Source organism: Streptomyces sp. JNUCC 64 (assembly GCF_054484115.1).
In genome coordinates this window covers 4,983,342-5,008,214 of the sequence record NZ_CM137015.1, presented here as the reverse complement: position 1 = coordinate 5,008,214, position 24,873 = coordinate 4,983,342, and the positions used below count along the sequence as shown (strand labels likewise).

Genomic DNA, 24,873 nt, shown 5'->3' with positions numbered 1-24,873 from the left:
GGTGCCCCTGGTGAGGGGGCGGGGCGCGTGGGGCCGGGGGACGGCCGGGGCGGCGGGCTCCTCGGGGATCCCCTTGCGGCGCGACAGGACGATCGCGCCGACCAGCGCGGCGAGCAGCAGTACCGAGAGCGCCTCGAACGGGAGGACCCAGTGCTGGAAGAGGCTCGCGCCGATCGTCCCGGTGGAGCCGTGGACGGTGCCGTCCAGGGCGAGGCGGGTGGTGCGGAACGCGTCCACGACCACCCACACCAGGGTGACCGCCGCGGCGACCGCGACCGCCAGGGCGACCCAGCGGTTGCCCGAGTCGGCGTCCGGGGAGCGGCCGATGGGGGCCCTGGTGAGCATCAGCCCGAACAGCAGCAGGACGACGACGGAACCGAGGTAGATCAGGACCTGCACCCACGCGATGAACTCGGCGGTGAGCAGCAGGTACTCCACGGCGATCCCGCCGAGGGCGACCACCAGCCACAGCGCGGCGTGCACCAGTTGCTTGGTGGTGACCGTGATCACCGCGGCGCCGAGGGTGACCACGCCGACCAGCAGGAAGGCGATCTCGACGCCCGTCGGGGAGAGGAACCCCTCCTGGGCGGTCCGGGCGGCGAACGTCGTGACGGGGCTCACCGGGTTCCCTCCTGCCCGGGGGCGGCGGTGTCGTCACCGGCGGCGTTCCCGGTTCCGGTGTCGCTTCCGGTCCCGGAGTCGGTGACGTTCCCGGGGCGGGCGGCTTCGGCCACAGCGGCGGCTTCGGCTTCGGCTTCGGCGGCCAGCTTCTCCGCGGCCTTGCGGGCGGCGGCCAGTTCCTTCGGCTCCTCGGCGGCGGGGTCGAGCGCGGGCGGCGCGGGCACCGTCCACATCCACTCGCGGAGCTTGTCCCGCTCGTGGGTGAGTTCGCGGATGTCCGTCTCGGCGTATTCGAACTCCGGGGACCAGAACAGCGCGTCGAAGGGGCAGACCTCGATGCAGATGCCGCAGTACATGCAGAGCGAGAAGTCGATGGCGAAGCGGTCGAGCACGTTGCGGCTGCGTTCCCGGCCGCCGGGGGCGGCGGGCGGCACCGTCTCCTTGTGGGAGTCGATGTAGATGCACCAGTCGGGGCACTCGCGGGCGCACAGCATGCAGACCGTGCAGTTCTCCTCGAACAGTCCGATGACGCCCCGGGTGCGGGGCGGCAGTTCGGGCTGGACGTCGGGGTACTGGGCGGTGACCGACTTGCGGGTCATGGTCCGCAGGGTGACGGCCAGCCCCTTGGCGAGACCGGATCCGGGGAACGCGCGTGGAGCGTCCTTCGGCGACTGCGCCATGATCACATCACCACCTTGACGACGCCGGTGAGGGCGATCTGGGCGAGGGCGAGGGGGACGAGCGTCGTCCAGGCGAGGCGCTGGAGCTGGTCCTCGCGCAGCCGGGGGTAGCTCACCCGCAGCCAGATGACGACGAAGGCGAGCACCGAGACCTTCAGCAGGGTCCACACCCAGCCGAGGTCGTCGGCGCCGAACGGCCCGTGCCAGCCCCCCAGGAAGAGGACGGTGGTCAGCGCGCACAGCACGACGATCCCGGCGTACTCGGCGAGCAGGAAGAGCGCGAACCGCAGTCCGGTGTACTCGGTGTAGGCGCCGAAGATGATCTCGGAGTCGGCCACCGGCATGTCGAACGGCGGCCGCTGGAGCTCCGCGAGCCCCGCGATGAAGAACACCAGCGCGCCGGTGAGCTGCCAGGGCAGCCACCACCACTCGAACGCGTCGACGATGCCGGGCAGCGAGACCGTTCCGGCCGCCATCGCCACGGAGGCGGCGGCGAGCAGCATCGGCAGCTCGTAGGCGAGCAGCTGGGCGGCCGTGCGCAACCCGCCGAGCAGCGAGAACTTGTTCGCCGACGCCCAGCCGGCCATCAGCGAGCCGAGCACGCTAACGCCCATGATCGCGAGGGCGAAGAACACGCCCGCGTCCAGCACCACCCCGACCGCGCCCTCCCCCGGTCCGACCGGGACGACGACGAGGACGAGGAGGTACGGGAGCAGCGCGACGGCCGGGGCGAGCTGGAAGATCCGCCGGTCGGCCCGCGCGGGGACGATGTCCTCCTTCTGGGCGAACTTGACGCCGTCGGCGACGAGCTGGGCCCAGCCGTGGAAGCCGCCCGCGTACATCGGGCCGAGACGGCCCTGCATGTGCGCCATCACCTTGTGCTCGGTCTGTCCGATGACCAACGGCAGGACGAGGAAGAGCGCGAAGACGACGAGGAGTCGCAGGGCGACGTCGAGCACGTCGTTCACTGCGGGCCTCCTGGGGTGCCGGCGTCGGGATCGGAACCGGAATCGGGACCGGGATCGGGATCAGGCGTGGGGCTGGGGCTGGGGTCTTCGGGGGCGGGGGCCGTGGACTCAGCCGGTTTCGCGGTTTGGGCCGGTTTGGCGGGTTCCGTGGGGCCTGTGAGGTCCGTTGCATCGGCGGACGTCGTCGGTTTCCCGGTTCCGGAGCGCCGGGGCGGGGGTTCCGTTCCGTCCTCGTCGAAGGCCGGACGCGCGTGGTGCCAGGGCGCGTCGGAGCCGCGCGGGGTCCTGGAGCCGTCCGGGGTCCGGATGGGCGAGGCCGCCCCCGGGGCTCCTTGGTCGCCCCGGATGTCCTGAGCACCCTGAGCACCCTGGGCGTCCCGGAGGGTGGACTCCCCTGGGGCGGAGCCCTCTTCCACGGGTTCCACCGGCTCTCCCGCATCGGGCCGATCCGCTGCGGACGCCGTACCGGCGGCACGCTGCGAAGCCGAACCCGCGGAGGCGGAACGGCTCCTGCGGGCCGGTCGCGCCGTGGGACCGGAGGCGTCCGGGGTGACGGCACCCGGGGTGGCGTCGGTACCAGCTCCGGGGGCGGTCCGGGCGGCCGGGCCGGAAGCGTCCGGGCCGCCGGTCGTCGTCTCCGGAGGCGTTCCGGTCGTGTCGCGCTGGCTCGCCGAACCGGCGGTGACCGTCCGGGCCCGGCGCACCGGGCGCTCACCGGCGGCGCGCCCGGCGGCTCCGGCGCGTCCCGCCGCGCCCGCACGCCCCGCGCCCCGGGCCGGGGCGGGCGGCAGCGTCCCCTTGAGGGGCCCCCACTCATTGGGGTCGGGCACGCCCGGCGGCAGCATCTGACGGCGCTTCGGTCCGCCGTGCTCGGCCTCTCCCGGCTCCTTGGCGCCGGGCCACGCCTTGACCACCCGGGCGGCGAGGACGAAGTCCTTGCGCAACGGGTGTCCCTCGAACCCCTCGGGCAACAGCAACGGGTCCAGCCCCGGATGGCCGGTGAAGCCGACGCCGAACATCTCGTGCGTCTCCCGCTCGTGCCAGGCCGCGCCCGCGTACACGCCGACGGCGCTGGGCAGGGCGGCGGCGTCGCGCGGCACGGTCGTCCGGACGAGCAGTCGGCGCACCGGGTCGAGCGCGACGACGTGGGCCGCGACCCGGAACCCGGCGTCGGCCTCGTCGACGGCGCTCAGCCAGTCGAAGAAGGTGCAGCCCAGGACCGACCGGGCGGTCTCCAGCGCGGTGAGCCAGTCGGCGGCGGGAACGTCCACGGTGAGGACGTCGTAGGACTCGTCGGCCACGGCCTCCGGTCCGAACAGTTCCGTGGCGGGCGCGGGCAGCCAGCCGGTCATCCGGCGTTCCCCTTCCCGGCGGGCGGCCGGACGAGATCGCTCTGGAGCGCGGCGGCAGACGGACGGCCACCGGTCGCGTACCGCTCCCCCAGGGACTCGCGGGCGATCTTCTCCTGGAGCTTGAGGATGCCCTGGAGCAGCGCCTCCGGACGGGGCGGGCAGCCCGGCACGTAGACGTCGACGGGGATGATCTGGTCGACGCCCTTGGTGACGGAGTACGAGTCCCAGTACGGACCGCCGCAGTTGGAGCAGGCGCCGAAGGAGATGACGTACTTGGGTTCGGGCATCTGCTCGTACAGCCGCTTGACGGCCGGGGCCATCTTGTCGGTGACGGTCCCGGAGACGATCATCAGGTCGGCCTGGCGGGGGCCGGGCGCGAAGGGGATGACTCCCAGCCGGATGAAGTCGTGCCGGGACATCGACGCGGCGATGAACTCGATGGCGCAGCAGGCGAGCCCGAAGTTGAAGACCCACAGGCTGTAGCGGCGGCCCCAGTTGAGGACCACCTTCATGGGCTCGGGCGCGAGCCGGGCGAGCGTACCGAGCCGCCGGGGCTCGGGCAGCGGCACCGGTCCGGACGCCGACGGGGGGACGGGAGCGGCGGAGCCCGCGGCGGACGCGGGCGGGGTCACGTCCATGTCAGGACGCCCTTCTTGTACGCGTAGAGCAGGCCCACGGCGAGGAAGCCGAGGAAGACGAACATCTCGACGAGCGTGGTGGACCCGTACCCCGGGTCCGCGAACACGGTGGCCCACGGGAAGAGGAAGATCGAGTCCACGGCGAAGATCACATAGAGGAACGAGTACACGTAGTAGCGCACTTGGGTGTGCGCCCAGCCCTCGCCGACGGGGTCCACACCGCACTCGTAGGTGAGGAGTTTCTCCGGCGTCGGCACGACCGGGCGCAGCAGCCGCCCGGCGCCGAAGGCGACCGCCACGAAGAGCACACCCACCAGGGCGAGCAGTCCCACGACGGAGTACGACTGGAAGTAGCTCTCCGAGCCCTCCGCCAGAACGGTCGGTTCCGGCACGTCCACCCCTCGCTCCCTGCCTCGTGCGCCCGTGGCCGCCCGGACCCCGGCGCCGGGCGGCGGAGCGGGCGGGACGCCAGTGGTGCGCGGTGTTCTCGACGTTCACTGCGTTCTCTACGCACGGGAGTCTAGGCCCTGCTAAGGGGACGGTAAGCAGCCCGCCACTGGTCGGACGCCGCCGCGCGGGGTCACGGACCGGTTACCGGTGGGTTCGGTCGGGTCCGCGGGTTGGTCCGGGGGCCGGGGCGCGGCCGGTTCGGGGGCGGGGCGTGGCCGGTTCGGGGGCGGTCCGGTGGGGCGCCGTTCGGGCCCGGCGGACGGTTCCGGCACCGGGGGAGGCCGTTCGGTGCGCCGGGTACCGCTCGGCGCGCTGCGGGGAGGCCGAGAGGAGAGGAGGGGAGGGGAAGGAGAGGGGGAGGGGTGTGGTCGGGGTCTCACGTCCCGGCTGTCGGGGACCAAGGTTGGGGGTCAGAAACCGAGGGTGGGGTTATCCACAGCTTGAGAAGGCGGCGCACCACATGGCGCCGACCCACGGTGACCAGGCACGCTCTAGACATGACCGCACGAATGACCCCATTCACCCGGAGCCGGGGCGTGACCGACGCGTCCCACCCGGTGGCCGGTGCCGAGGGCGCCGACGAGGCCCCGCCCCCCGTGCGCCCGGCGTACGCGGCACAGACCTGGCAGGAGATCACCCATCTGCTGCTGAACCTGCCGCTGAGCCTGCTGGGCTTCGTGTACATGGTGGCGGCGCTGTCGATCGGCGCGGCCCTGTCGGTCACGGTGATCGGGCTGCCGTTGCTGGCGCTGGGCCTGTCGGGCGCCCGCCGGTTCGGACAGGCCGAACGGGCCCGGACGCGAAGACTGCTGAAGGTCCGTGTCGACGAACCCAGCCCGCTGCCGTTGAAGGGGCGTTCGATGGCGGGCCGGCTGCGGATATGCCTGGCGGACCCGGTGGGCTGGCGGACCGCTCTCTACGGGCTGATACGGATGCCGTGGGGAGTGTTCACCTTCTCCGTGACACTGATCTCGCTGGTCGCGCTGTGGCCGGTGCTGCCCTACATCGCGCGGGCGCTGGCCAACGCCGACCGGATGATGGTGCGCGGGCTGCTGGCGCCGTCCGACGAACTGGAGCGGCGCATCGCCGAGCTGGAGTCGGACCGGGGTGTCGTGGTCGACACGGCCGCCGCCGATCTGCGCCGCATCGAACGGGACCTCCACGACGGCGCCCAGGCCCGGCTCGTCAACCTGGCGATGGGGTTGGGGCTGGCGAAGGAGAAGCTGCTGGAGGACCCCGACATGGCCGCGGTGATGGTCGAGGAGGCGCACGGCGAGGTGAAACTCGCGCTGCAGGAGCTGCGGGACCTGGCCCGGGGCATCCACCCGGCGGTCCTCACCGACCGAGGGCTGGACGCCGCACTCTCCTCCGTGGCCACCCGCTGCACGGTGCCCGTGCGGGTGACGACGGATCTGGGCAGTCGTCCGGCGGCGGCGATCGAGGGCATCGCGTACTTCACCGTCTCGGAACTCCTCCAGAACGTCAGCAAGCACAGCAAGGCGCGGTCCGCCGCGGTGGAGGTGTGGCGGTCCGGGAACCGGCTGCTCATCCAGGTCACGGACGACGGGGTAGGCGGCGCGAGCCTCGACGGCGGGACGGGGATGGCCGGGCTAGCCGACCGGCTGGGCGCGGTGGACGGGCTGTTCGTGGTGGACTCCCCGGCCGGGGGGCCGACGACGGTCACCGCCGAGTTGCCCTGGCGGGACCGCGAACCCACGAGTGCCACGGGCCGGGGCGGGAAGTAGGGCGCGCCGCTCTCCGCCGTGGGCCTCAAGGGCCAGGCAAGGCCGCTCGGGGAACCCACGGGTGCCGGATCCGGATCGGCGGGGTGTCCGACCCGGCCGACCCAGTGCCCCGGGACGGCCACGGGGACAGGGCACAACAGAGCCCTGGAGCTGGGGACGGGGAGAAGGGGAGGGAGGGGAGGGAGGGGAGGGGGTGGGGGCGGGGGCCCCGAGTGGAGAGCACCTTCCTGAGGCTCAAGACGGTCAAGCCGCTCAGGGCCGTCAAGCACCCCCGGCGAGCGTCCCGACCCGTGTGGCGACGGGGCGGTCGGGGGCTGGCCGAGCTCCGGGGGTGGGGAAAACCCCCGGTCGGAAACGGAGACGTGCCACATGGTGCGGGACGGCCGGTGCGAGGAGTCTGGAGGTACTGCGGCGGGCCGCCCGGACGGGCGGTCGGCGGGCGGGAGCGGGACGACACCGTGGCCACGCCGGGCAGACGGGACGAGCAGCGGGACCGACGAGAAGGACGGCGAGGATGGCCACGGAGTACGGGCAGGAGTACGGGCGGCGGGATCGTCTCGGTCTCCCTGAGGAGGGGCGGCGGCATCTGCTCCCGGCGGGGCTGCGGGCACCGTTCGAGGCGCGGACCTGGCGCGAGTTCGGGTACGTCCTGCTGAGTCTGCCGCTCAGCATCGTCATGTTCGTCTTCGCGGTGACGATGCTCTCGCTGGGGGCGGGGCTCCTGGTCACCTTCCTCGGCGTACCGGTCCTCGCCGCGACGCTCTCGGCGGCCCGGGGTTTCGCCGCGCTGGAGCGGGGCCGGGCCCGGACGCTGCTCGGTATGGAGATCGGGAACGCGGAGCCGCTGCGGGCGGCCCGGCCGGGGTTCATGGGGTGGGTCGGCGCGGTCTTCAAGAGCGGCTCCTCCTGGCGGAACCTGCTGTACATGGTGCTGCACTTCCCCTGGGCGGTGTTCGCGTTCTCGTTGGCGGTGACGCTGTGGGCGGTCTCCCTGGGGCTGCTGAGCTACCCCCTGTGGCACTGGACGTTCCCCACGTACCTGGACCAGGACGGCATCCTGCTGGTGTCCGCCGGGGAGCGGACGGTCGCCGTCGACAACGTCTTCGAGGTGACGATGACGTCGCTGGTCGGCCTGGCATTGACGCTGGTCACCCCGTGGGTGGTCAGGGGCCTGACGATGGTGGACCGGCTGTTGGTGCTGGCGCTGCTGAGCCCGTCCCGGCTGGTCTCGCGGGTGGTCGAGCTGGAGTCGGACCGGGGTGTCGTGGTCGACACGGCCGCCGCCGATCTGCGCCGCATCGAACGGGACCTCCACGACGGCGCCCAGGCCCGGCTCGTCAACCTGGCGATGGACCTCGGGCTCGCCAGGGAGAAGCTGGCGGAGGACCCGAAGGCCGCCGCGCGGATGGTGGACGAGGCGCACGGCGAGGTGAAGACGGCGCTGCAGGAGCTGCGGGACCTGGCCCGGGGCATCCACCCGGCGGTCCTCACCGACCGAGGGCTGGACGCCGCACTCTCCTCCGTGGCCACCCGCTGCACGGTGCCGGTGACGGTCGAGGTGGACCTGCCCGCTCGTCCGGCGCCCGCGATCGAGGGCATCGCCTACTTCACCGTCTCGGAACTCCTCCAGAACATCAGCAAGCACAGCCGGGCGTCCCGGGCCACCGTGGAGGTGTGGCGGGTGGAGCACCGACTGCTCATACAGGTCACGGACAACGGGGTGGGCGGGGCGAGCGTGAGCGGTGGCTCGGGGCTCGCGGGGCTCGCGGAACGGCTCGACGCGGTGGACGGCATTCTGGTCATCGACTCCCCCGCCGCGGGACCCACCAGGGTCACGGCGGAGCTCCCCTGGCGCAGCTGACGCCACTGGGCGCCCGGTCCGGTCCAGTGCCGCACCGGACCGGCCGGACCGGGGTTGCAGGGGCGCCGCCGGACCGGGACGGTACTGGTTCCGGTCCCGGTCCGACCACCCGTGGGCCCACGGGGCTCCACCCCCACCCCACCCCCTCCCCCGGCCTGTCCCGCCCCACCACCACCCCACAGCCGTTCCCCTCCCGCCTCCGAAGCGCCGGCCCCGGAGGACCCGGTCCTGGAAGGGGATCGGATGGCCTGGCCGAAGCGTGCGCGCGTGCCGTGCGCCGGGTCGTACGGGGCGCCCCGTCACTCTGGGGAGTGGTTTGCTGGGATGCTGGTCCCACGGAAAAGCACGCATGACATGGGGGCCGGGAGAGCGTGGAGACAAGGGTGAAGGTCGTCATCGCCGAGGATTCGGTCCTGCTGAGGGAGGGCCTGACCCGGTTGCTGACCGACCGGGGGCACGACGTGGTGGCGGGTGTGGGGGACGCGGAGGCGCTGATCAAGACGATCACGGACCTCGCGGCGGCGGGAGAGCTCCCGGACGTGGTGGTGGCGGACGTGCGGATGCCTCCGACGCACACCGACGAGGGGGTGCGCGCGGCGGTGCGGCTCCGCAAGAGCCACCCGGGCCTCGGGGTCCTGGTGCTCTCGCAGTACGTGGAGGAGCAGTACGCGACCGAGCTTCTCGCGGGGTCGAGCCGGGGTGTGGGGTACCTGCTGAAGGACCGGGTGGCGGACGTCCGGGAGTTCGTGGACGCGGTGGTGCGGGTCGCCGGGGGCGGTACCGCGCTGGACCCGGAGGTGGTGGCGCAGTTGCTGGGCCGCAGCCGCAAACAGGACGTCCTGGCGGGGCTGACCCCCCGGGAGCGCGAGGTGCTGGGGCTGATGGCGGAGGGCCGGACGAACTCGGCGGTGGCCCGGCAGCTGGTGGTGAGCGACGGTGCGGTGGAGAAGCACGTCAGCAACATCTTCCTGAAGCTGGGGCTCTCACCGAGTGAGGGGGATCACCGGCGGGTGCTGGCCGTGCTCACCTACCTGAAGTCGTGAGCGTCTGACAACCTGAAGCGGACACGGGTAAGCGAACGGGAGCGTTGTCGACCAGAGACGAGACGGGGTAAGCGATCGTGGTAGGGCAACGTACGGCCCGGGCCGTCTCAGAAACGCGTCCATCATACGAACGGCGGAGGGTAGGCGACCCTTACCGACGTAGGGTGGTCGGCGGTAAGACGGACGCACCAGCCTTACCGGAGAGCCGCGCCGAGGGAGGTCCAGTTCAGTGACCAGCCAGGTCAGTAGCCCAGCCGAGCCAGCCGACGGGACCGTCGTGGAGCATGTGGGTGAGCAGCGCTCACCGTCGACCGCAGCGCCGGGTGGTGAGAAAGAAGTCCGCAGGCTGGACAGGGTGATCATCCGCTTCGCGGGTGACTCGGGCGACGGCATGCAGCTGACCGGGGACCGGTTCACCTCGGAGACGGCGTCCTTCGGCAACGACCTGTCGACGCTGCCCAACTTCCCGGCCGAGATCCGCGCGCCCGCCGGTACCCTGCCGGGCGTCTCGTCGTTCCAGCTGCACTTCGCGGACCACGACATCCTGACCCCGGGCGACGCCCCGAACGTGCTCGTCGCGATGAACCCGGCCGCGCTGAAGGCGAACATCGCGGACGTTCCGCGGGGCGCGGAGATCATCGTCAACACCGACGAGTTCACCAAGCGGGCCATGCAGAAGGTGGGGTACGAGACGTCCCCGCTGGAGGACGGTTCGCTGGACGGCTTCAGCGTCCACCCGGTGCCGCTGACGACGCTGACGGTCGAGGCGCTGAAGGACTTCGACCTGTCGCGCAAGGACGCGGGCCGCAGCAAGAACATGTTCGCGCTGGGGCTGCTGTCCTGGATGTACCACCGTCCGACCGAGGGCACCGAGAAGTTCCTGAAGACGAAGTTCGCGAAGAAACCGGAGATCGCGGCCGCGAACATCGCCGCGTTCCGCGCGGGCTGGAACTTCGGCGAGACGACCGAGGACTTCGCGGTCTCGTACGAGGTCGCCCCGGCGTCCAAGGCGTTCCCGACCGGGACGTACCGGAACATCTCCGGCAATCTGGCGCTGTCTTACGGACTGGTCGCCGCCGGTCAGCAGGCGGACCTCCCGCTGTACCTCGGGTCGTACCCGATCACCCCCGCCTCGGACATCCTGCACGAGCTGTCCAAGCACAAGAACTTCGGCGTCCGCACCTTCCAGGCGGAGGACGAGATCGCGGGGATCGGCGCGGCGCTCGGCGCGGCGTTCGGCGGCTCCCTCGCGGTGACGACGACCTCCGGCCCGGGCGTGGCGCTCAAGAGCGAGACGATCGGTCTCGCGGTCTCGCTGGAACTGCCGCTGGTGATCGTGGACATCCAGCGCGGCGGGCCCTCCACCGGGCTGCCGACCAAGACCGAGCAGGCCGATCTGCTGCAGGCGATGTACGGCCGCAACGGAGAGGCGCCGGTGCCGATCGTGGCGCCGTGCACCCCCGGCGACTGCTTCGACGCGGCGATCGAGGCGTCCCGGATCGCGCTGGAGTACCGCACCCCGGTGTTCCTGCTCAGCGACGGCTACCTGGCCAACGGCTCCGAGCCCTGGCGGATCCCGGAGCCGGGTGAGCTGCCCGATCTGCGGACGCGGTTCGCCCAGGGGCCGAACCACACGCTGGACGACGGCACCGAGGTGTTCTGGCCGTACAAGCGGGACCCCGAGACGCTGGCGCGGCCCTGGGCCGTGCCCGGCACGCCCGGTCTGGAGCACCGGATCGGCGGCATCGAGAAGCAGGACGGCACGGGCAACATCTCGTACGACCCGGCCAACCACGACTTCATGGTCCGCACCCGGCAGGCCAAGATCGACGGGATCAGGGTGCCGGACCTGGAGGTCGACGACCCCTCGGGCGAGGCCCGGCTGCTGGTCCTCGGCTGGGGTTCCACCTACGGTCCGATCACCGCGGCGGTGCGGCGGCTGCGGGCGGCCGGGGAGAACGTCGCCCAGGCCCATCTGCGTCACCTCAACCCGTTCCCGGCGAACCTCGGCGAGGTGCTGGCGCGCTACGACAAGGTCGTCGTCCCCGAGATGAACCTCGGCCAGCTGGCCATCCTGCTCCGCGCCAGGTACCTGGTCGACGCCCAGTCCTTCACCCAGGTCACGGGGCTGCCGTTCAAGGCGGAGCAGCTCGCGACGGTTCTCAAGGAGGCCCTCGATGGCTGAGACCACCACCGGTGCCACGGGAGGTCTCCCCTCCCTCTCCCTGGTCCCGAAGGCCACGGCCAAGCAGTCCATGAAGGACTTCAAGTCGGACCAGGAGGTCCGCTGGTGCCCGGGCTGCGGCGACTACGCGGTCCTCGCGGCGGTCCAGGGCTTCATGCCGGAGCTGGGGCTGGCGCGGGAGAACGTCGTCTTCGTCAGCGGCATCGGCTGCAGCTCCCGTTTCCCGTACTACATGAACACGTACGGGATGCACTCCATCCACGGGCGGGCGCCCGCCATCGCGACCGGGCTGGCGTCCTCGCGGCGGGACCTGAGCGTCTGGGTGGTCACCGGTGACGGCGACGCGCTGTCGATCGGCGGCAACCACCTGATCCACGCGCTGCGGCGCAATGTGAACCTGAAGATCCTGCTGTTCAACAACCGGATCTACGGTCTCACCAAGGGCCAGTACTCGCCGACCTCCGAGGTCGGGAAGATCACCAAGTCCTCGCCGCTGGGTTCGCTGGACGCGCCCTTCAACCCGGTGTCGCTGGCGATCGGCGCGGAGGCGTCGTTCGTGGCCCGGACCGTGGACTCGGACCGTCAGCACCTCACGAGCGTGCTGCGGCAGGCCGCCGCCCACCCCGGTACGGCGCTGGTGGAGATCTACCAGAACTGCAACATCTTCAACGACGGCGCGTTCGAGGTGCTGAAGGACCGCGAGCAGGCCCAGGAGGCCGTGATCCGGCTGGAGCACGGGCAGCCGATCCGGTTCGGGGTGGACGACGCCAAGGGCGTGGTCCGGGACCCGTTGACCGGGGACCTCCAGGTGGTCGAGGTCACCGAGGAGAACCAGAGCCGGATCCTCGTCCACGACGCGCACAACCCGTCGCCGACGACCGCGTTCGCCCTCTCCCGGCTGGCCGACCCGGACACCCTGCACCACACCCCCATCGGCGTCTTCCGTTCCGTGGACCGGCCGGTCTACGACACCTTGATGGCCGACCAGCTCGACGCGGCCGTGGAGCGGTACGGCAAGGGCGATCTGTCCTCGCTGCTCGCCGGTGGCGACACCTGGACGGTCGTCGGCTGACGCCCCGGGCGTCCCCCGGCCGACCGCGCCGGTGAAGGGCCCGGTGCCACGACGGCGCGTTTCCGCGCCGCGGCACCGGGCCCTTCCGCGTGTCCGCCCGGGCCCGTTCCTCCGCCCCCCGGGGCTGTCATGACCGTATCCCGGTACGGGCATGACAGTCGGGGGTGCCCGGCGCTACCGTCGTGAGGTTCGCGCCGTCCGGGCGCGACCGGGGTCACGAGGAGGAGCCTTGGCGGCGTCTGAAGCGGGGTCCGTCCCAGCGGCCCGTGCGGGGGCGGAACGGGCCCCGGGCCCCTCCCGGGTCTCCGGGACGGCACCCGGGGGAACGGGCGGCGGGCCGGGGACGGGACCGGACCCGGACGGCGGACCGGGGACGGGGCCGGACGGCGACGCCCAGCGGGAGCACCGGTTCGGGCTGCTGAACGGGGTCGCCTCGTACGCCATGTGGGGGCTCGTCCCCCTGTTCTGGCCGCTGCTCAAGCCCGCCGCGTCGGTGGAGATCCTCGCCCACCGGATGGTGTGGTCGCTGGCGTTGGTGGCCCTCGCGCTGCTCGTCGTCCGGCGCTGGGCGTGGACCCGGACCCTGCTGCGGCAGCCCCGGAAGCTGGCGCTGATCACGGTCGCTGCGGCGCTCATCACCGTCAACTGGGGCGTGTACATCTGGTCCGTCAACAACGGGCAGGTGCTGGAGGCGTCCCTCGGCTACTTCATCAACCCGCTGGTCTCCATAGGCATCGGGGTGCTGCTGCTGAAGGAGCGGCTGCGGCCCTGGCAGTGGGTGGCGGTCGGCACGGGTGTCGCGGCGGTCCTGGTGCTCGCCGTCGGATACGGGCGGCCGCCGTGGATCTCGCTCTGCCTGGCGTTCTCCTTCGCCCTGTACGGGCTGGTGAAGAAGAAGACCGGCCTCGGCGGACTGGAGTCGCTGACCGCCGAGACCGCCGTGCAGTTCCTGCCCGCCCTCGGCTATCTGCTGTGGCTGGGCTCCCGGGGCGAAGGCACCTTCGGCACCGAGGGCGCGGGGCACGCGGCGCTGCTGGCGGCGACCGGCGTGGTCACCGCCGTCCCGCTGGTGTGCTTCGGGGCGGCGGCGATCCGGGTCCCGCTCTCCACGCTCGGTCTGCTCCAGTACCTGGCGCCCACCTTCCAGTTCCTGCTGGGCGTCCTCTACTTCCACGAGGCGATGCCGCTGGAGCGGTGGATCGGGTTCGCCCTGGTGTGGGCGGCCCTGTCGATCCTCACCGCGGACGCGATACGGACCGCCCGCCGGGCCCGCCGCCGACTCGCCCTGGGCTGACCGGCTGGACCCGGGCTGACGGGCTTCCCCCGGGCTGACGGATCGGCCCCGGGCTGACGGCTCGCCGCGCTGGCCTGCTCTCCCGGGCTGACGGCGGGCGCGGACCCCGTCCCGTCGGGGACGGGGTCCGCGTGGCGTCCGGAGCGCGCCGGGCGTGGTCGGGGCCCATCCCGTCCGGAGCGCCGGTCGTGGTCAGGACCGGACGTCCACCCGGGGCGCGGGCGGCGACGGAACCGCCGCCGGTACCGGAGCGGCGGCCCTCCCCGGTCGCGCCGACCGCCGCTCCCGGCGCACCCCGTACACGGCCAGGGCCAGACCCGTCACCGCCATCCCCAGCGGAACGGTCAGCGCCCAGCGGAACGCCGCGAGCCGTTCCTCCGGGCCGCCGCCCGCCGTCATGGCGACCCCGTACACGGCGGTCACCGCCGAGATCCCGATGGCCGAACCGAACTGCGCGGCGGTGGTGAACAGTCCGCCGGCCAGGCCCTGTTCCGAGGCGTCGACCCCGTCCGTCGCCACCAGGGTCAGCGGACCGTAGACCAGGGCGAAGGCCACCCCGGCGAGCAGCAGCGCGGGCAGCATCGCGAGGTACGGCCAGTCCGGCCCCAGCGGCAGGATCGTCCCGTAGGCGAGCACCACCACCGCGAACCCGCCGAGCACCACCCGCGCGTTGCCGAACCGCCGGACCAGCGGCGGGGTCAGCGTCGGCGCGAGGACCGCGTCCACTCCCATGGCGACGAGTGCCAGTGCCGTCTGGAGCGAGGACCAGCCGCGCAGTTCCTGGAGGTAGAGGGTGAGGACGAACTGGAACCCGAAGAAGGCGCCGACGAAGAGCAGCACCCCGAGGTCCGCGCGGACCATCGCGTCCCGGCGGAGGATCGCCAGCCGGACCAGTGGACGGGCGGCCCGGCGCTCGACGGCCGGGAAGACCGCCGCGCACAGGAGGCCCACCGCGAAGGCGGCGACGGTCAGCGGCCAGCCTTCGAGTCCGTGCTCCAGCCGGACCACTCCGTAGGCGGTGCCGAGCATCGCCCCGGCCGCCGTCACCGCGCCCGGCAGGTCGAAGGCCGCTTCCCCCGTGGTGCGCGGCGGCCGGGGCGGATCGGCCGGGACCAGTCGGACGGCGGCCGTCAGCAGGAGCGCCGCGAACAGGACCGGTGCGAAGAACACCCATCGCCAGCCCACCGCGGTGAGCAGTCCGCCGATCACCAGCCCGAGGGAGAACCCCGCGGCGCCGGTGCCCGCGAAGACCATCAGCGCCATCGTGCGGCGCGGGCCACGCTCGTACGAGGTGGTGATCAGGGAGAGCGCGGCGGGGGTCATGAACGCGGCGGCCACCCCGGTCACGAACCGGGCCGCGACCAGTGCCCAGCCCTCGGTGGCGAAGCCGCCGAGTCCGGAGAAGGCGAGGAAGACGGTGAGCCAGAGCAGGAACATCCGGCGGCGGCCCAGCAGATCGGCGGCGCGACCGCCGAGCAGGGTGAAGCCCGCGTAGCCGAGGACGTAACCGCTCATCACCCAGGCGGCCGTGCCGGTGCCCAGGCCGAGGTCGGCGCGGATCGCGGGGATCGCGACGCCGAGCATGGCGACGTCGGCGCCCTCCAGGAACATCGTTCCGCAGAGGACGAGCAGCAGGGCCCGTTCCCGTCCGCTCATCCGGGAGGTTCTGTCCACGCCCATCGCGAGGCTCCTTCGGGACGTCGTCGTACGGCACGCGCCCATGGCCCGCGCCCGGTTCGGTTACTGACCAAGGGGTCGGTTCCCTCTTGTAACCAAGGTGATCGTGCGGCATCCTCGGAGCTCATGGAAGAAGGCACTTCGAAGTCACCCAGTTACCCCGGGGGCACCGTGGACGGCGCCGGGCCGTCGGCGTCCGTGGCCTGTCCGCCGATCGCGGCCGACCCGTTCCAGTGGGACACCCGCGAGGACTGCGAGGTGCGGCAGATCCTGGACCGGATCGCGGACAAGTGGTCGCTGCTGGTCATCGCCCTGCTCGACTGCCACCGGATGCGGTTCACGGAGCTGCGCCGGGAGATCGACGGCATCAGCCAGCGCATGCTGACGGTGACCTTGCGTCAGCTGGAGCGGGACGGGTTGGTGCTGCGCACGGTCTATCCCGTGGTGCCGCCGCGCGTGGAGTACGAACTCACTTCGCTGGGGCGCACCTTGCACGAGACCGTCCGTCCGCTCGTGGAGTGGACGGAACGCCACCGCAACGAGGTCGCCGCGGCGCGCGCCGCGTACGACGAACGGAGCCTTGCGGAGGGGGCCGCCGCGCCGGGCCCGGGGGGCGAGAGGGGCTGAGGGGTGGTCAGGGCTGGTCGGGGCGGGGGGTGACTTCGTCGATGTCCGCCAGGACAGCCCGCGCATCCTCTACGTTCCGCTGCAAGAGGGCACGAGCGAACTTTCCAGGGTCCCGCAGATAGCGAGCCCTGCCCGGCTCGGTGGTGAAGGCGCTCTCGGGGACAGCGTCCTGCCCTTCTGGAATGAACTTCAGGATCTCCTCGAACGCCGCGACGGAGTAGGCCACCGCGTCACGCAGCTTGTAGTGCTCGGGCTCAGGAGAGTTGAGCAGCTGGATTCCGGCAGACTCAGAGACTCGGTAGGCGACGTCGAGGAACTCGTCAGGAGCGACGATCTGAGAAGGGCGCGGACCTCCGAACGCGGGCGGCGGTGGCGGAATCTCCTCAGAGAGACGGAAGGAGAACCGACGGACCCTGCCGCACTGCTGGCAAGCCCCCTCGTACACCGTCACCAGATCATCACCATGCTGCTCCAGCCGGTGCTGGCGGTCGAAGTCAGCAGATCCGCACTCACACGGGTGGAGATCCATGTATAGGTGCGCTTCGAACGATGAGCGAGCGGTCAACATGACATGATCTTAAAGGGTGTTCGGCTGATCCGCAGAGGAAGAGCACGGGGGAAGGGCGTCAAATGGACGAGTTGGACGATCCTCGTTGGCTGATGGACACGGCCTGGTCGGCCGCCGACGCTTCCAGCACGGAGCGGCTACGATCACAGCAGTTGACGCTACTGGAATCCGCCCGTGCGGAACTGGAGTCCGTGGCCTCTGCGGTCATGGGCGAACGGTTCGGGTCTGTCCGGCCAGCAGGCGAGGCGGGAAGCACGCCCGACCGTTTCATCCTGGAGGATGTGCAGGGGCAGACAGCGACGATCCTGATCGACGCCATGCCGATGCCGTCAGGCACGGTAGCCGAAACTGCGGTGAACACCTCCTCCCACAACTATGCGATCCAGCTATCCGACCGTTTGTCCCCGAAACGACTCAACACTGTCCTCGCCTATCAGGTGGGGGAACTCATCGCGGCTAAGGACCGATCGCTTAAATCGATGCTCCCCGTACGAGAGAGCCTCTTGACCCGCGAGGCAGAGGTTGAGCATCGACATGAGCTCTCAAGTCAAGATCACGGGCGCATCGGACAGTTGAACTGGTTCGCACAGCGCGCTTTGGACCCGGGTCTTTCGGAACAACAGCGCAGGGAATCCCGCGCAGAGCTCTCCACCCTGATCGATCTCTCTGGCCTACGCCCCCTCGCACCGATGTCCGAGCGAGGAAAGCATCATTCAGAATCCCAGGCTGCCCGAAAGCGTCGCTACGTCTCCAAGCGTTTCCTCTCCTCACAGGCTGAGCATCTGATCGGTGAGCTCGCCCGCCCCCTGGAAGACCTCTCCCCCGCCGACGCCGCCGCGCTCGTCGCGGGGCGGGAGGCGGTGGCTCGGGCGGAGCGGGAGGTCTCGGCGTTCGTCGGGGGGCGGGCGGTGGAGCTGCCCATGCCCGGGTTCGACCAGAACGGGCTGCCGCTGCCCCGGGACGGGCTGGAGGAGTGGGCCGTCGGGTGGGCCGGGAAGCGTGTGGTGGTGAGCACCCGGGTGGTGGGGGAACTCGCGCGGGACCGGGCGGACGGGCTGCCGCCCCCGCTGCGGCAGGTGGTGATCGGCGGCGGGGCGAGCCTCGCGGGCCGGAACGGCGAGGCCCTGCTGGTGGACGACGTGGGGCGGTGGCACCTCGATCTGGGCGTCGGGCTCGTGCAGTCGGCGGACCAGGACCGGAACCTGGCGCAGACGATGGGGGTGAGCACGTACGCGGCGGTGAAGGATCCACGGGACCGGGTGCCGGTGAGCGCCGTCCGTGGCTGGGAGGACCAGTTGGCGGTCCAAGGGGACGTGGTGAACGGGCGGGCCCGGTTGCGGCTCGGGGACGGCGGGACACTGTTCGCGGAGATCGTCCCGAAGGACTGGGAGGGCCGGGACCCGTTGTGGGTGGCCTGCGACGGGCCGCCCGTGGTCGCGACGGGGCTGACCACGGAGCTGGTTCCGGGCATGGCGCGCGGGGTGAACGGCGTGGAGAGCCGGAGCGAGGCGCTTCGGCTGCTCGGTACGCGTCTCGGGGAGCTGGCGGCCCAGGGCACCGAGGGCGCGGCGGAACTGCGCGGACTGCTGGTCCGGGCCGAGCGCGGCGGCGCGGACACCGCGACGGTGTGCGGCCTGCTGGAGTCGTCGCCCTTGGGCGCCGCGCTGCGCACCGGCCCGGACGGGTCGCCCGATGAACGGCTGGGCAACTGCTTCACCGCGCTGGACGCCACCCGGAAGTGGGAACGGGCCCGGGAGGAGGCCCCGGGACGGGCCCTGATGGGCGACGAGGTCGCGGAGGGGCGCTTCAACGCCGGTGGCGCCCAGCACTGGATCATCGCCGGATCGGGCGGCACCGGTGTCGCCAACGCGGAGATCATCCTCCAGGAGAACCCGGACGCCCGCGTCACCATCATCGGCAACGGCATGCCCCCGGCCCTGGAGCACCAGGTCCAGTACCCGGAGCTGCTCCGGGACCACGGGGAGGGCAGCCCCGACCCCCGCTTCCGCTTCGTCAGGGCCGAACTCGGGGAGGTCCGGACCGCGCCCGGGCCGGACGGCGAACCCGTCTTCGAGGTCCCCTACCGCGACGAGAACGGTCAGCCGCAGGTGGTGCGGGCGGACGGCTACGTCGCCAACCTCGGCCGGAGCAACCCGCTGCCGCCCGCCGTCCAGTCCCTCGCCGACGAGGTGCGCGACCGGGGCGGGCGGATCAGCGGGGACCTGCTCTTCGACCGCGACGACCAGTACATCGGGTACGGGATCACCTTCGCCGTCGACGGGCACGAGCACCGGGTGGACGTCGACGGCGCCGCTTCCTGGCAGCTCCCCCGCGAACTGTTCCCGCCGGAGACGGGGTTGCAGGCCGACCTGATGCGGATGGGGGCCCGGGCGCTGCCCGCCGAGACCGGCAACGCCGCACCGGGCTTCGCCCCCGTCGCCCGGCAGAGCGCCCTGCGGGCCCGGGCCGTCGCCCAGGAGCGGGCGGGCGATCCGGACGCCGTGCGCCGACGGAGCACCATCCCCGAACGCTGGCGGCCGCCCCGGCGGGGAACCGGGCCCGCCACCGCCGAGCCGTCCGCGCCCACGGGTCCCACCGCTCCACCGCGCGGCAACGACCCCCGGGAGCGCACCGCGCCCGACGCCCCGGCGCCAGCGACCACTCCGACAGCCTCCCCCGCACCCGACGCCCCGGCGCCGACGACCGCTCCGACGGCCTCCCCCGCGCCGGGGACCGCCCCCGTGCCCGCACCCGCGAACCCGCCCGCCGCCCCGAAGTCCGGACCGCCGAAGCCCGGCGCCCCGAAGCCGGACACCCCGGCGGTGGACGCCCCGCCCCCACGGACCCCCGCCTGGACGGGTCCGGCCCTCTGGCACGCGGGCATCCCCCGCGCCACCGGCCCCCGGCCCGCGCCGCCCGCGCCCACCGACCGGCCGCCGCGCCCCCGGACGCCCCCCGAGCGCCCCCGGCCGACCCCCGAGCGCCCCCGGCCGACCCCCGGCACGGGAACCGGGACCGGAACCGGAACCGGGATCGGGGACTGAGCGGAGCCGTACGCGCTCCGACCAGGCCCCGCGCGGGTCGGCCGCCCCGACGGCTCACAGTCACCCGCCCCGTCCGGTCGCCCCCGTTCCCGTTCCCGCTCCCGTCCTGGCTGGTCCTCGCACGCGACGGGGCACCCGGAACAGCCCCGGTGCCCCGTCCCCGTCATCCGGGGGCGGGCCTGGTGTCCAGTTCCCCGGCCACGCGGTCCATCACCGTCCGCCAGTGCGTCCGGCGGGCCTCGCGCTCCGCCGCGGACGCCATGTGGTCCTGGTGGAAGCGGAGCACCGAGCGTCCGTCCGGCGCGGGGCTGACGGTCAGCTGGACGACGGTGGTGTCGTGGGTGAGCCGGATCCGTTCGACCGGGCGGAAGCCGCGCACCTCCCCGGTGGTCCCGTCCGCCGTCCGGTACGGGTCGCCCGCCCGGGGCGGCCGGTCCGGACCGGCACCGAGCCCGGTGCCCTCGCCGAGCCAGAGCGCGTACCCCTCGGGGCTGGTGACGAATCTCCAGACCTCGTCCGGTGGCTGGGGCAGGGTGCGTGACACGCCGATCTGCCAGCCCGCGTCACGGGTGAGTCCGGTGGGCATCGGGGTTCCTCCTCGGTGATCGGTGGCCGGTGGCCGGTGGCCGGTGGCCGGTGATCGGTGATCGGTGGTAAGCGGCCGATGGTCGGTCCTCGACTCCCGGTGTCCAGCTCCCGACTCCCGGTGTCCCGGTCGCCAGCTCCCGGCCCGCGGTCGTTCCGCTCTGCGGTCGTTCCGCTCGCCGTTCGGTCTTCGGCAGGCCGTCGGTCAGTCGGTCAGTCGCCCGGCCGTCGGTCAGTCGCTCTTCGGGCGCGGGGCCGCCGAGGACGCGGGGGTGCCGGGGTCGGGCGCCGTCGTCCCCCGCGCGCGGTGGGCGCGGACCTTGTGCCGGTTGCCGCAGCGTTCCATGGAGCACCAGCGGCGGCGCCCCGGTCGGGAGGCGTCGACGAACAGCAGGTAGCAGTTGTCGGTGGCGCACTCCCGGACCCGGTCGGCGTGCGGGCCGGTGAACAGTTCGATCGCGTCCCGGGCGACCGTGGACAGCAGTCCGGCCACGGTGGCGCCGGGCGCCCAGGCCCGTTCCCCCTCCGGGGTGAAACGGATGCCGAGGGGGGCGTGCCCGGCGGCGGTGTTGACGGTCGCGAGCCGTGCCGGGTCGGGTGGGCCGCCGTGCGCCCGGTCGGCGGCGAGTCCGTACAGGGTGTCGCGGAACGCGCGGACGGCGGTGAGTTCGTCCTCGGTGACGGGGAGGGCGAGCCCGTCGGGGAGGCGGCTGAGGGCGAGCCAGCGGTTGAGGTCGCCGGGGGCGTTCAGCGACTCGTACCGGGCGAGGCGGCCCGGGCCCCCGGTGAGGACCAGTTCCAGGCAGAGCGCGCCGGGGTCGAAGCGGAAGGCCGTGCCCTCCGGCCCGTGCAGGGTGAAACCGCCGCCCGCGCGCTGTTGGTGGTACCTGAGCCCGTACGTGCCGGGGCGCGGTTCGGGGGGCGGGGCTCCGTCCAGGGTGCCGTCCGCCGTTCCGGTCCGTTCCGTCCGTGTGCCGCTTGCCCTCCCAGTCATGTAACCAATATAAGTGGTTACATGACTTCACGCACTCCCGCCCTGCACTGGAAGCTCGTCGTCGACGCGGCGGACCCGCACGCGCAGGCCGCCTTCTGGGCCGAGGCGCTGCACTACGAGATCGAGGACAACAGCGCCCTCATCGACCGGCTGCTGGGGTTCGGCGCGGTGGACGGGGAGCAGACCGTCGAGGCGTGGGGGCGGCGCGCCTGGCGGGACCTCGTCGCCGTGCGGCACCCCGACGACCCGGTCGACGGCGACAGCGGGGGCGGGCTCGGCCGCCGGGTGCTCTTCCAGCGCGTCCCGGAGCCGAAGACCGTCAAGAACCGGCTACATATCGACGTGCACACGTCAGGTGGTGCGCGGGACGGGGAGGAGGCCCGGCTGGTCGCGCTCGGGGCGTCCGTCATCCAGCGGGTCACGGAACCCGCAGGTGGATGGGTGGTCATGGCCGACCCGGAGGGCAACGAGTTCTGTCTGCACTGAGCGGGCGACCGGGGCCGCGACCCGGCCCCGGTCCGGCTATCGGACGGTTCACCGATAACCGAACACCCGTGTCCCGATATCGCCCTTGAGGGAATCTCATATTCCGCTGACCATCGGGCTCCCCCCGTTCCCCCACGGAATCCGGAGCCCCCCGCATGCCGCCCACCCCCACCCGGCGCACCGCCGCCCGGCGCGCCCTGTCCGCCGCGCTGGTCGCCGGTACCACCCTCCTCGCCAGCGGATTCGTCACCGGAGCGACCGCCGCGAGCACGGCCGCGAGCGCCGCCGCGGCGGCCCCGGATATACCCTTGGCCAACGTCCAGGCGCATCTGAACCAGTTCCAGTCCATCGCCACGGCCAACGGCGGCAACCGGGCACACGGCCGGCCCGGTTACCGGGCCTCGCTGGACTACGTCAAGGCGAAGCTGGACGCCGTCGGGTACACCACCTCCATCCGGACGTTCACCTCCGGCGGCCGCACCGGCTACAACCTGATAGCCGACTGGCCCGGCGGCGACCCGGACCGGGTGGTCATGGCGGGCGCCCACCTCGACAGCGTCACCTCGGGCGCGGGGATCAACGACAACGGGACCGGTTCGGCCGCCGTGCTGGAGACCGCGCTCGCCGTGGCCCGCGCCCAGTACCAGCCGGCCAAGCACCTGCGGTTCGCCTGGTGGGGCGCGGAGGAGCTGGGACTCGTGGGCTCCCGCAACTACGTCAACGGGCTGTCCGCCGCCCAGCGCGCCACCATCGAGGGATACGTGAACCTCGACATGGTGGGCTCCCCCAACCCCGGCTACTTCGTCTACGACGACGACCCGGTCATCGAGGGGACGTTCAAGGACTACTTCGCCACGCTCGGCGTCCCCACCGAGCCGGAGACCGAGGGGGACGGCCGTTCCGACCACGCGCCGTTCAAGAACGCGGGCATCCCGGTCGGCGGACTGTTCACGGGCGCCGGGTACGCCAAGTCGGCGGCCCAGGCCGCGAAGTGGGGCGGAACCCAGGGCGTCGCGTTCGACCGCTGCTACCACCGCGCCTGCGACAACCTCTCGAACGTCTCGGCCACCGCCCTGAACCGCAACAGCGACGCCCTCGCCCACGCCTTGTGGGCCCTGTCCTCCTGATCCGCTCCCCCGGGCCGGGGGACGGCCCCACCCGGGGCCGCCTCCCGCCGACCGGCCCACCCCGGCCCACCTCGACCGGCCCACCCCAGCCGACCCGCCCGGCCCACCCCGGCGGAACTCACCCGGCCCACCCGGCCCGCCCTGCCCGCCCCACCCCCGTCCGACCCGCCCCGACCCGACCGCGCCGACCGTCCGCCCCCACCCGCTCCACGGACGGGCCCGGCGCACCCGCCCCACCCACCCCGCCACCGCTCCCCACCCGGGCCCGGCCGTCCCCGGCCGCTCCCGGACGGCGGTGCGGAGGCCGGGCGGGCCCACCGGGCCGGGAAGCCCGTGGCGACGGGCCGCCGTCCGAGGAGCGCCCACCTCCCCGGGCCAGCGGCCCCGCCACCCGGCGGGACGCCGTCGAAGTGACGCGACGGCGCCCCGCCCCGGCCGGGGGCCGTCCCGCCCCGAAGCGGGACCGCCCCCGGCCCCACTCCACCCCCGCCTCACCCCACAACCCACTCAAATGCACATCAGAAGCCCAGATGTCAATGCCCGACAATCATCAATCAGGGCTAGATAAGGTCTTTTTTTGGCTGAAAATTGACAGTAAGGCAAGCCTGACTTTATTCATGGGTCGTCCGAGAACGTTCCCCGAAGGCCGTCGACGTGCTGGCCCCGGGTTCTGCCCTGGAGGCCCCCATGCGCCGTCCGCTCACCCGGCGAGGCACCGCCCTCGCCCTGTCCGCCCTGCTCCTGCCCGCCCTCGCCGCCTGCGGCACGGGTGACGGCGACGGGAAGAAGGGCGATGCCAAGGAGGACGGCGGCGCCAAGGCCGCCTCCGCCGACACCCTGGTGATCTACTCCGGCCGCAACGAGGAGCTGATCTCCCCCGTCATCGAGAAGCTGGAGAAGGCCACCGGCACCAAGGTCGAGGTCCGCTACGGCGACAGCGCCGAACTGGCCGCCCAGATCCTCGAAGAGGGCGACCGCACCAAGGCCGGGCTGTTCTTCTCCCAGGACGCGGGCGCGCTCGGCGCGCTCTCCCAGGCGGGGCTGCTGGCCGAGCTGCCGCAGAAGTCGCTGGAGAAGGTCGACAAGGCGTTCCGCGGCACCGAGGGCGACTGGGTCGGCGTCTCCGGCCGCTCCCGGGTCATCGCGTACAACCCGGAGCTGGCCGACAAGGCCCCCGACAGCGTCAAGGACCTGACGAAGCCCGAGTGGAAGGGCAAGGTCGGCTACGCCCCCACCAACGCGTCCTTCCAGGCGTTCGTCACCGGCATGCGCGTCCTGGAGGGCGACGCGGCCACCCTGAAGTGGCTCAAGGGCCTCAAGGCCAACGGGGCCAAGCAGTACGACAAGAACAGCGCGATCCTCGACGCGGTCGACTCCGGTGAGGTCGCCCTCGGTCTGATCAACCACTACTACTGGTACGAGAAGGCCGCCGAGGTCGGCGCCGACAAGGTCACCGCGAAGATCCACTTCCTGCCGGGCGGCGACCCGGGCGCGCTGATCAACGCCGCCGGGGTGGGCGTCCTCAAGGAGGGCGGCCAGGGCTCCGCCGCCGAGAAGGCCGTCGACTACCTGCTCTCCGACGAGGCGCAGAAGTACTTCGCCGAGGAGACCAAGGAGTACCCGCTGGCCTCCGGCGTCACCTCCACCGTGAAGGACCTCCCCTCGCTGGAGTCCCTGGAGGCCCCCGAGATCGACCTCGGCGAGCTGGAGTCCCTCCAGGAGACCCTGACGATGCTCAAGGACGCGGGCATGGTCTGACGGAGACCCGGACCGACACCACCACCGGGCCTCCCGGCCACCGGGTTTCCGGACCACCGGAACCCTTTGGACCACCGGAACCCCTGGACCTCTGGATC

The 24,873-nt window shown here is 72.5% G+C and carries 20 protein-coding genes and 1 pseudogene; 11 read left to right on the top strand and 10 right to left on the bottom strand.

Annotated elements, in window-relative coordinates; genetic code table 11:
• Positions 1 to 75: 75 nt before the first annotated feature.
• From ACVWNX_RS20830 to ACVWNX_RS20805, 6 genes and pseudogenes are all read right to left on the bottom strand, one after another.
• Positions 76 to 621 (bottom strand): annotated as a pseudogene (locus tag ACVWNX_RS20830) (NADH-quinone oxidoreductase subunit J family protein); the annotation flags it as partial.
• Positions 618 to 1,301, bottom strand: coding sequence for a NuoI/complex I 23 kDa subunit family protein (locus ACVWNX_RS20825; protein ID WP_454408971.1), 684 nt, complete (start codon positions 1,299 to 1,301; stop codon positions 618 to 620). The gene ACVWNX_RS20825 and the pseudogene ACVWNX_RS20830, both read right to left, overlap by 4 nt.
• 2 nt (positions 1,302 to 1,303) lie before the next feature.
• The gene (locus ACVWNX_RS20820; RefSeq protein WP_454408970.1) at positions 1,304 to 2,269 is read right to left on the bottom strand and encodes a complex I subunit 1/NuoH family protein; all 966 of its coding nucleotides are present in this window, start codon (positions 2,267 to 2,269) and stop codon (positions 1,304 to 1,306) included.
• Positions 2,266 to 3,621: an NADH-quinone oxidoreductase subunit C gene (locus ACVWNX_RS20815; RefSeq protein WP_454408968.1), complete on the bottom strand. Its 1,356-nt coding sequence runs from the start codon at positions 3,619 to 3,621 to the stop codon at positions 2,266 to 2,268. The genes ACVWNX_RS20820 and ACVWNX_RS20815 overlap by 4 nt, the downstream gene beginning before the upstream one ends.
• Positions 3,618 to 4,259, bottom strand: a complete 642-nt coding sequence (locus ACVWNX_RS20810) for an NADH-quinone oxidoreductase subunit B (protein ID WP_454408967.1) — start codon at positions 4,257 to 4,259, stop codon at positions 3,618 to 3,620. The genes ACVWNX_RS20815 and ACVWNX_RS20810 overlap by 4 nt, the downstream gene beginning before the upstream one ends.
• The gene (locus tag ACVWNX_RS20805; protein ID WP_454414867.1) at positions 4,250 to 4,651 is read right to left on the bottom strand and encodes an NADH-quinone oxidoreductase subunit A; all 402 of its coding nucleotides are present in this window, start codon (positions 4,649 to 4,651) and stop codon (positions 4,250 to 4,252) included. Before ACVWNX_RS20805 ends, ACVWNX_RS20810 begins: the two co-directional genes overlap by 10 nt.
• A 555-nt stretch (positions 4,652 to 5,206) precedes the next feature.
• Here ACVWNX_RS20805 and ACVWNX_RS20800 point away from each other — a divergent pair.
• From ACVWNX_RS20800 to rarD, 6 genes are all read left to right on the top strand, one after another.
• Positions 5,207 to 6,454: a sensor histidine kinase gene (locus ACVWNX_RS20800; RefSeq protein ID WP_454408965.1), complete on the top strand. Its 1,248-nt coding sequence runs from the start codon at positions 5,207 to 5,209 to the stop codon at positions 6,452 to 6,454.
• Between the two features lie 514 nt (positions 6,455 to 6,968).
• Positions 6,969 to 8,315 (top strand): sensor histidine kinase, encoded by a 1,347-nt coding sequence (locus tag ACVWNX_RS20795; RefSeq protein WP_454408963.1) that lies wholly within the window; start codon positions 6,969 to 6,971, stop codon positions 8,313 to 8,315.
• A 383-nt stretch (positions 8,316 to 8,698) separates the two neighbouring features.
• Complete coding sequence (locus tag ACVWNX_RS20790; protein ID WP_454414866.1) at positions 8,699 to 9,358, top strand: LuxR C-terminal-related transcriptional regulator; 660 nt, start codon at positions 8,699 to 8,701, stop codon at positions 9,356 to 9,358.
• Positions 9,359 to 9,587: 229 nt separating this feature from the next.
• A complete protein-coding gene (locus ACVWNX_RS20785; RefSeq protein WP_454408961.1) occupies positions 9,588 to 11,543 on the top strand; it encodes a 2-oxoacid:acceptor oxidoreductase subunit alpha in 1,956 nt (651 codons plus the stop codon).
• The gene (locus ACVWNX_RS20780; protein WP_454408959.1) at positions 11,536 to 12,615 is read left to right on the top strand and encodes a 2-oxoacid:ferredoxin oxidoreductase subunit beta; all 1,080 of its coding nucleotides are present in this window, start codon (positions 11,536 to 11,538) and stop codon (positions 12,613 to 12,615) included. Before ACVWNX_RS20785 ends, ACVWNX_RS20780 begins: the two co-directional genes overlap by 8 nt.
• A 415-nt stretch (positions 12,616 to 13,030) precedes the next feature.
• Positions 13,031 to 13,909, top strand: a complete 879-nt coding sequence (gene rarD, locus ACVWNX_RS20775) for an EamA family transporter RarD (protein WP_454414864.1) — start codon at positions 13,031 to 13,033, stop codon at positions 13,907 to 13,909.
• A gap of 192 nt (positions 13,910 to 14,101) precedes the next feature.
• On the opposite strand, the gene ACVWNX_RS20770 is transcribed toward rarD, so the two are convergent.
• A complete protein-coding gene (locus ACVWNX_RS20770) occupies positions 14,102 to 15,565 on the bottom strand; it encodes an MFS transporter (RefSeq protein WP_454414863.1) in 1,464 nt (487 codons plus the stop codon).
• A 147-nt stretch (positions 15,566 to 15,712) separates the two neighbouring features.
• Here ACVWNX_RS20770 and ACVWNX_RS20765 point away from each other — a divergent pair, with 147 nt between their 5' ends.
• On the top strand, positions 15,713 to 16,213 hold the full coding sequence (locus tag ACVWNX_RS20765; RefSeq protein ID WP_454408957.1) for a winged helix-turn-helix transcriptional regulator: 501 nt from the start codon (positions 15,713 to 15,715) through the stop codon (positions 16,211 to 16,213).
• A 7-nt stretch (positions 16,214 to 16,220) separates the two neighbouring features.
• On the opposite strand, the gene ACVWNX_RS20760 is transcribed toward ACVWNX_RS20765, so the two are convergent.
• Entirely contained in the window at positions 16,221 to 16,781 is a 561-nt protein-coding gene (locus tag ACVWNX_RS20760; RefSeq protein ID WP_454408956.1) for a hypothetical protein, read from the bottom strand.
• 689 nt (positions 16,782 to 17,470) lie between these two features.
• Here ACVWNX_RS20760 and ACVWNX_RS20755 point away from each other — a divergent pair.
• On the top strand, positions 17,471 to 19,825 hold the full coding sequence (locus tag ACVWNX_RS20755; protein WP_454408954.1) for a hypothetical protein: 2,355 nt from the start codon (positions 17,471 to 17,473) through the stop codon (positions 19,823 to 19,825).
• 163 nt (positions 19,826 to 19,988) lie between these two features.
• Here the strand turns inward: ACVWNX_RS20755 and ACVWNX_RS20750 are convergent, their stop codons facing one another.
• The gene (locus tag ACVWNX_RS20750) at positions 19,989 to 20,411 is read right to left on the bottom strand and encodes an SRPBCC family protein (RefSeq protein WP_454408952.1); all 423 of its coding nucleotides are present in this window, start codon (positions 20,409 to 20,411) and stop codon (positions 19,989 to 19,991) included.
• Between the two features lie 231 nt (positions 20,412 to 20,642).
• Entirely contained in the window at positions 20,643 to 21,404 is a 762-nt protein-coding gene (locus ACVWNX_RS20745) for a CGNR zinc finger domain-containing protein (protein ID WP_454408950.1), read from the bottom strand.
• A gap of 21 nt (positions 21,405 to 21,425) precedes the next feature.
• Between ACVWNX_RS20745 and ACVWNX_RS20740 the strand changes: the two genes are divergently transcribed.
• The 3 genes from ACVWNX_RS20740 to ACVWNX_RS20730 all read left to right on the top strand — a co-directional run bounded on the left by ACVWNX_RS20740 (position 21,426) and on the right by ACVWNX_RS20730 (position 24,775).
• Positions 21,426 to 21,890, top strand: coding sequence for a VOC family protein (locus ACVWNX_RS20740; RefSeq protein WP_454408949.1), 465 nt, complete (start codon positions 21,426 to 21,428; stop codon positions 21,888 to 21,890).
• A 155-nt stretch (positions 21,891 to 22,045) separates the two neighbouring features.
• Positions 22,046 to 23,017: a M28 family metallopeptidase gene (locus ACVWNX_RS20735; protein WP_454408948.1), complete on the top strand. Its 972-nt coding sequence runs from the start codon at positions 22,046 to 22,048 to the stop codon at positions 23,015 to 23,017.
• 687 nt (positions 23,018 to 23,704) lie between these two features.
• On the top strand, positions 23,705 to 24,775 hold the full coding sequence (locus ACVWNX_RS20730; RefSeq protein WP_454408946.1) for an iron ABC transporter substrate-binding protein: 1,071 nt from the start codon (positions 23,705 to 23,707) through the stop codon (positions 24,773 to 24,775).
• Positions 24,776 to 24,873 lie beyond the last annotated feature (98 nt).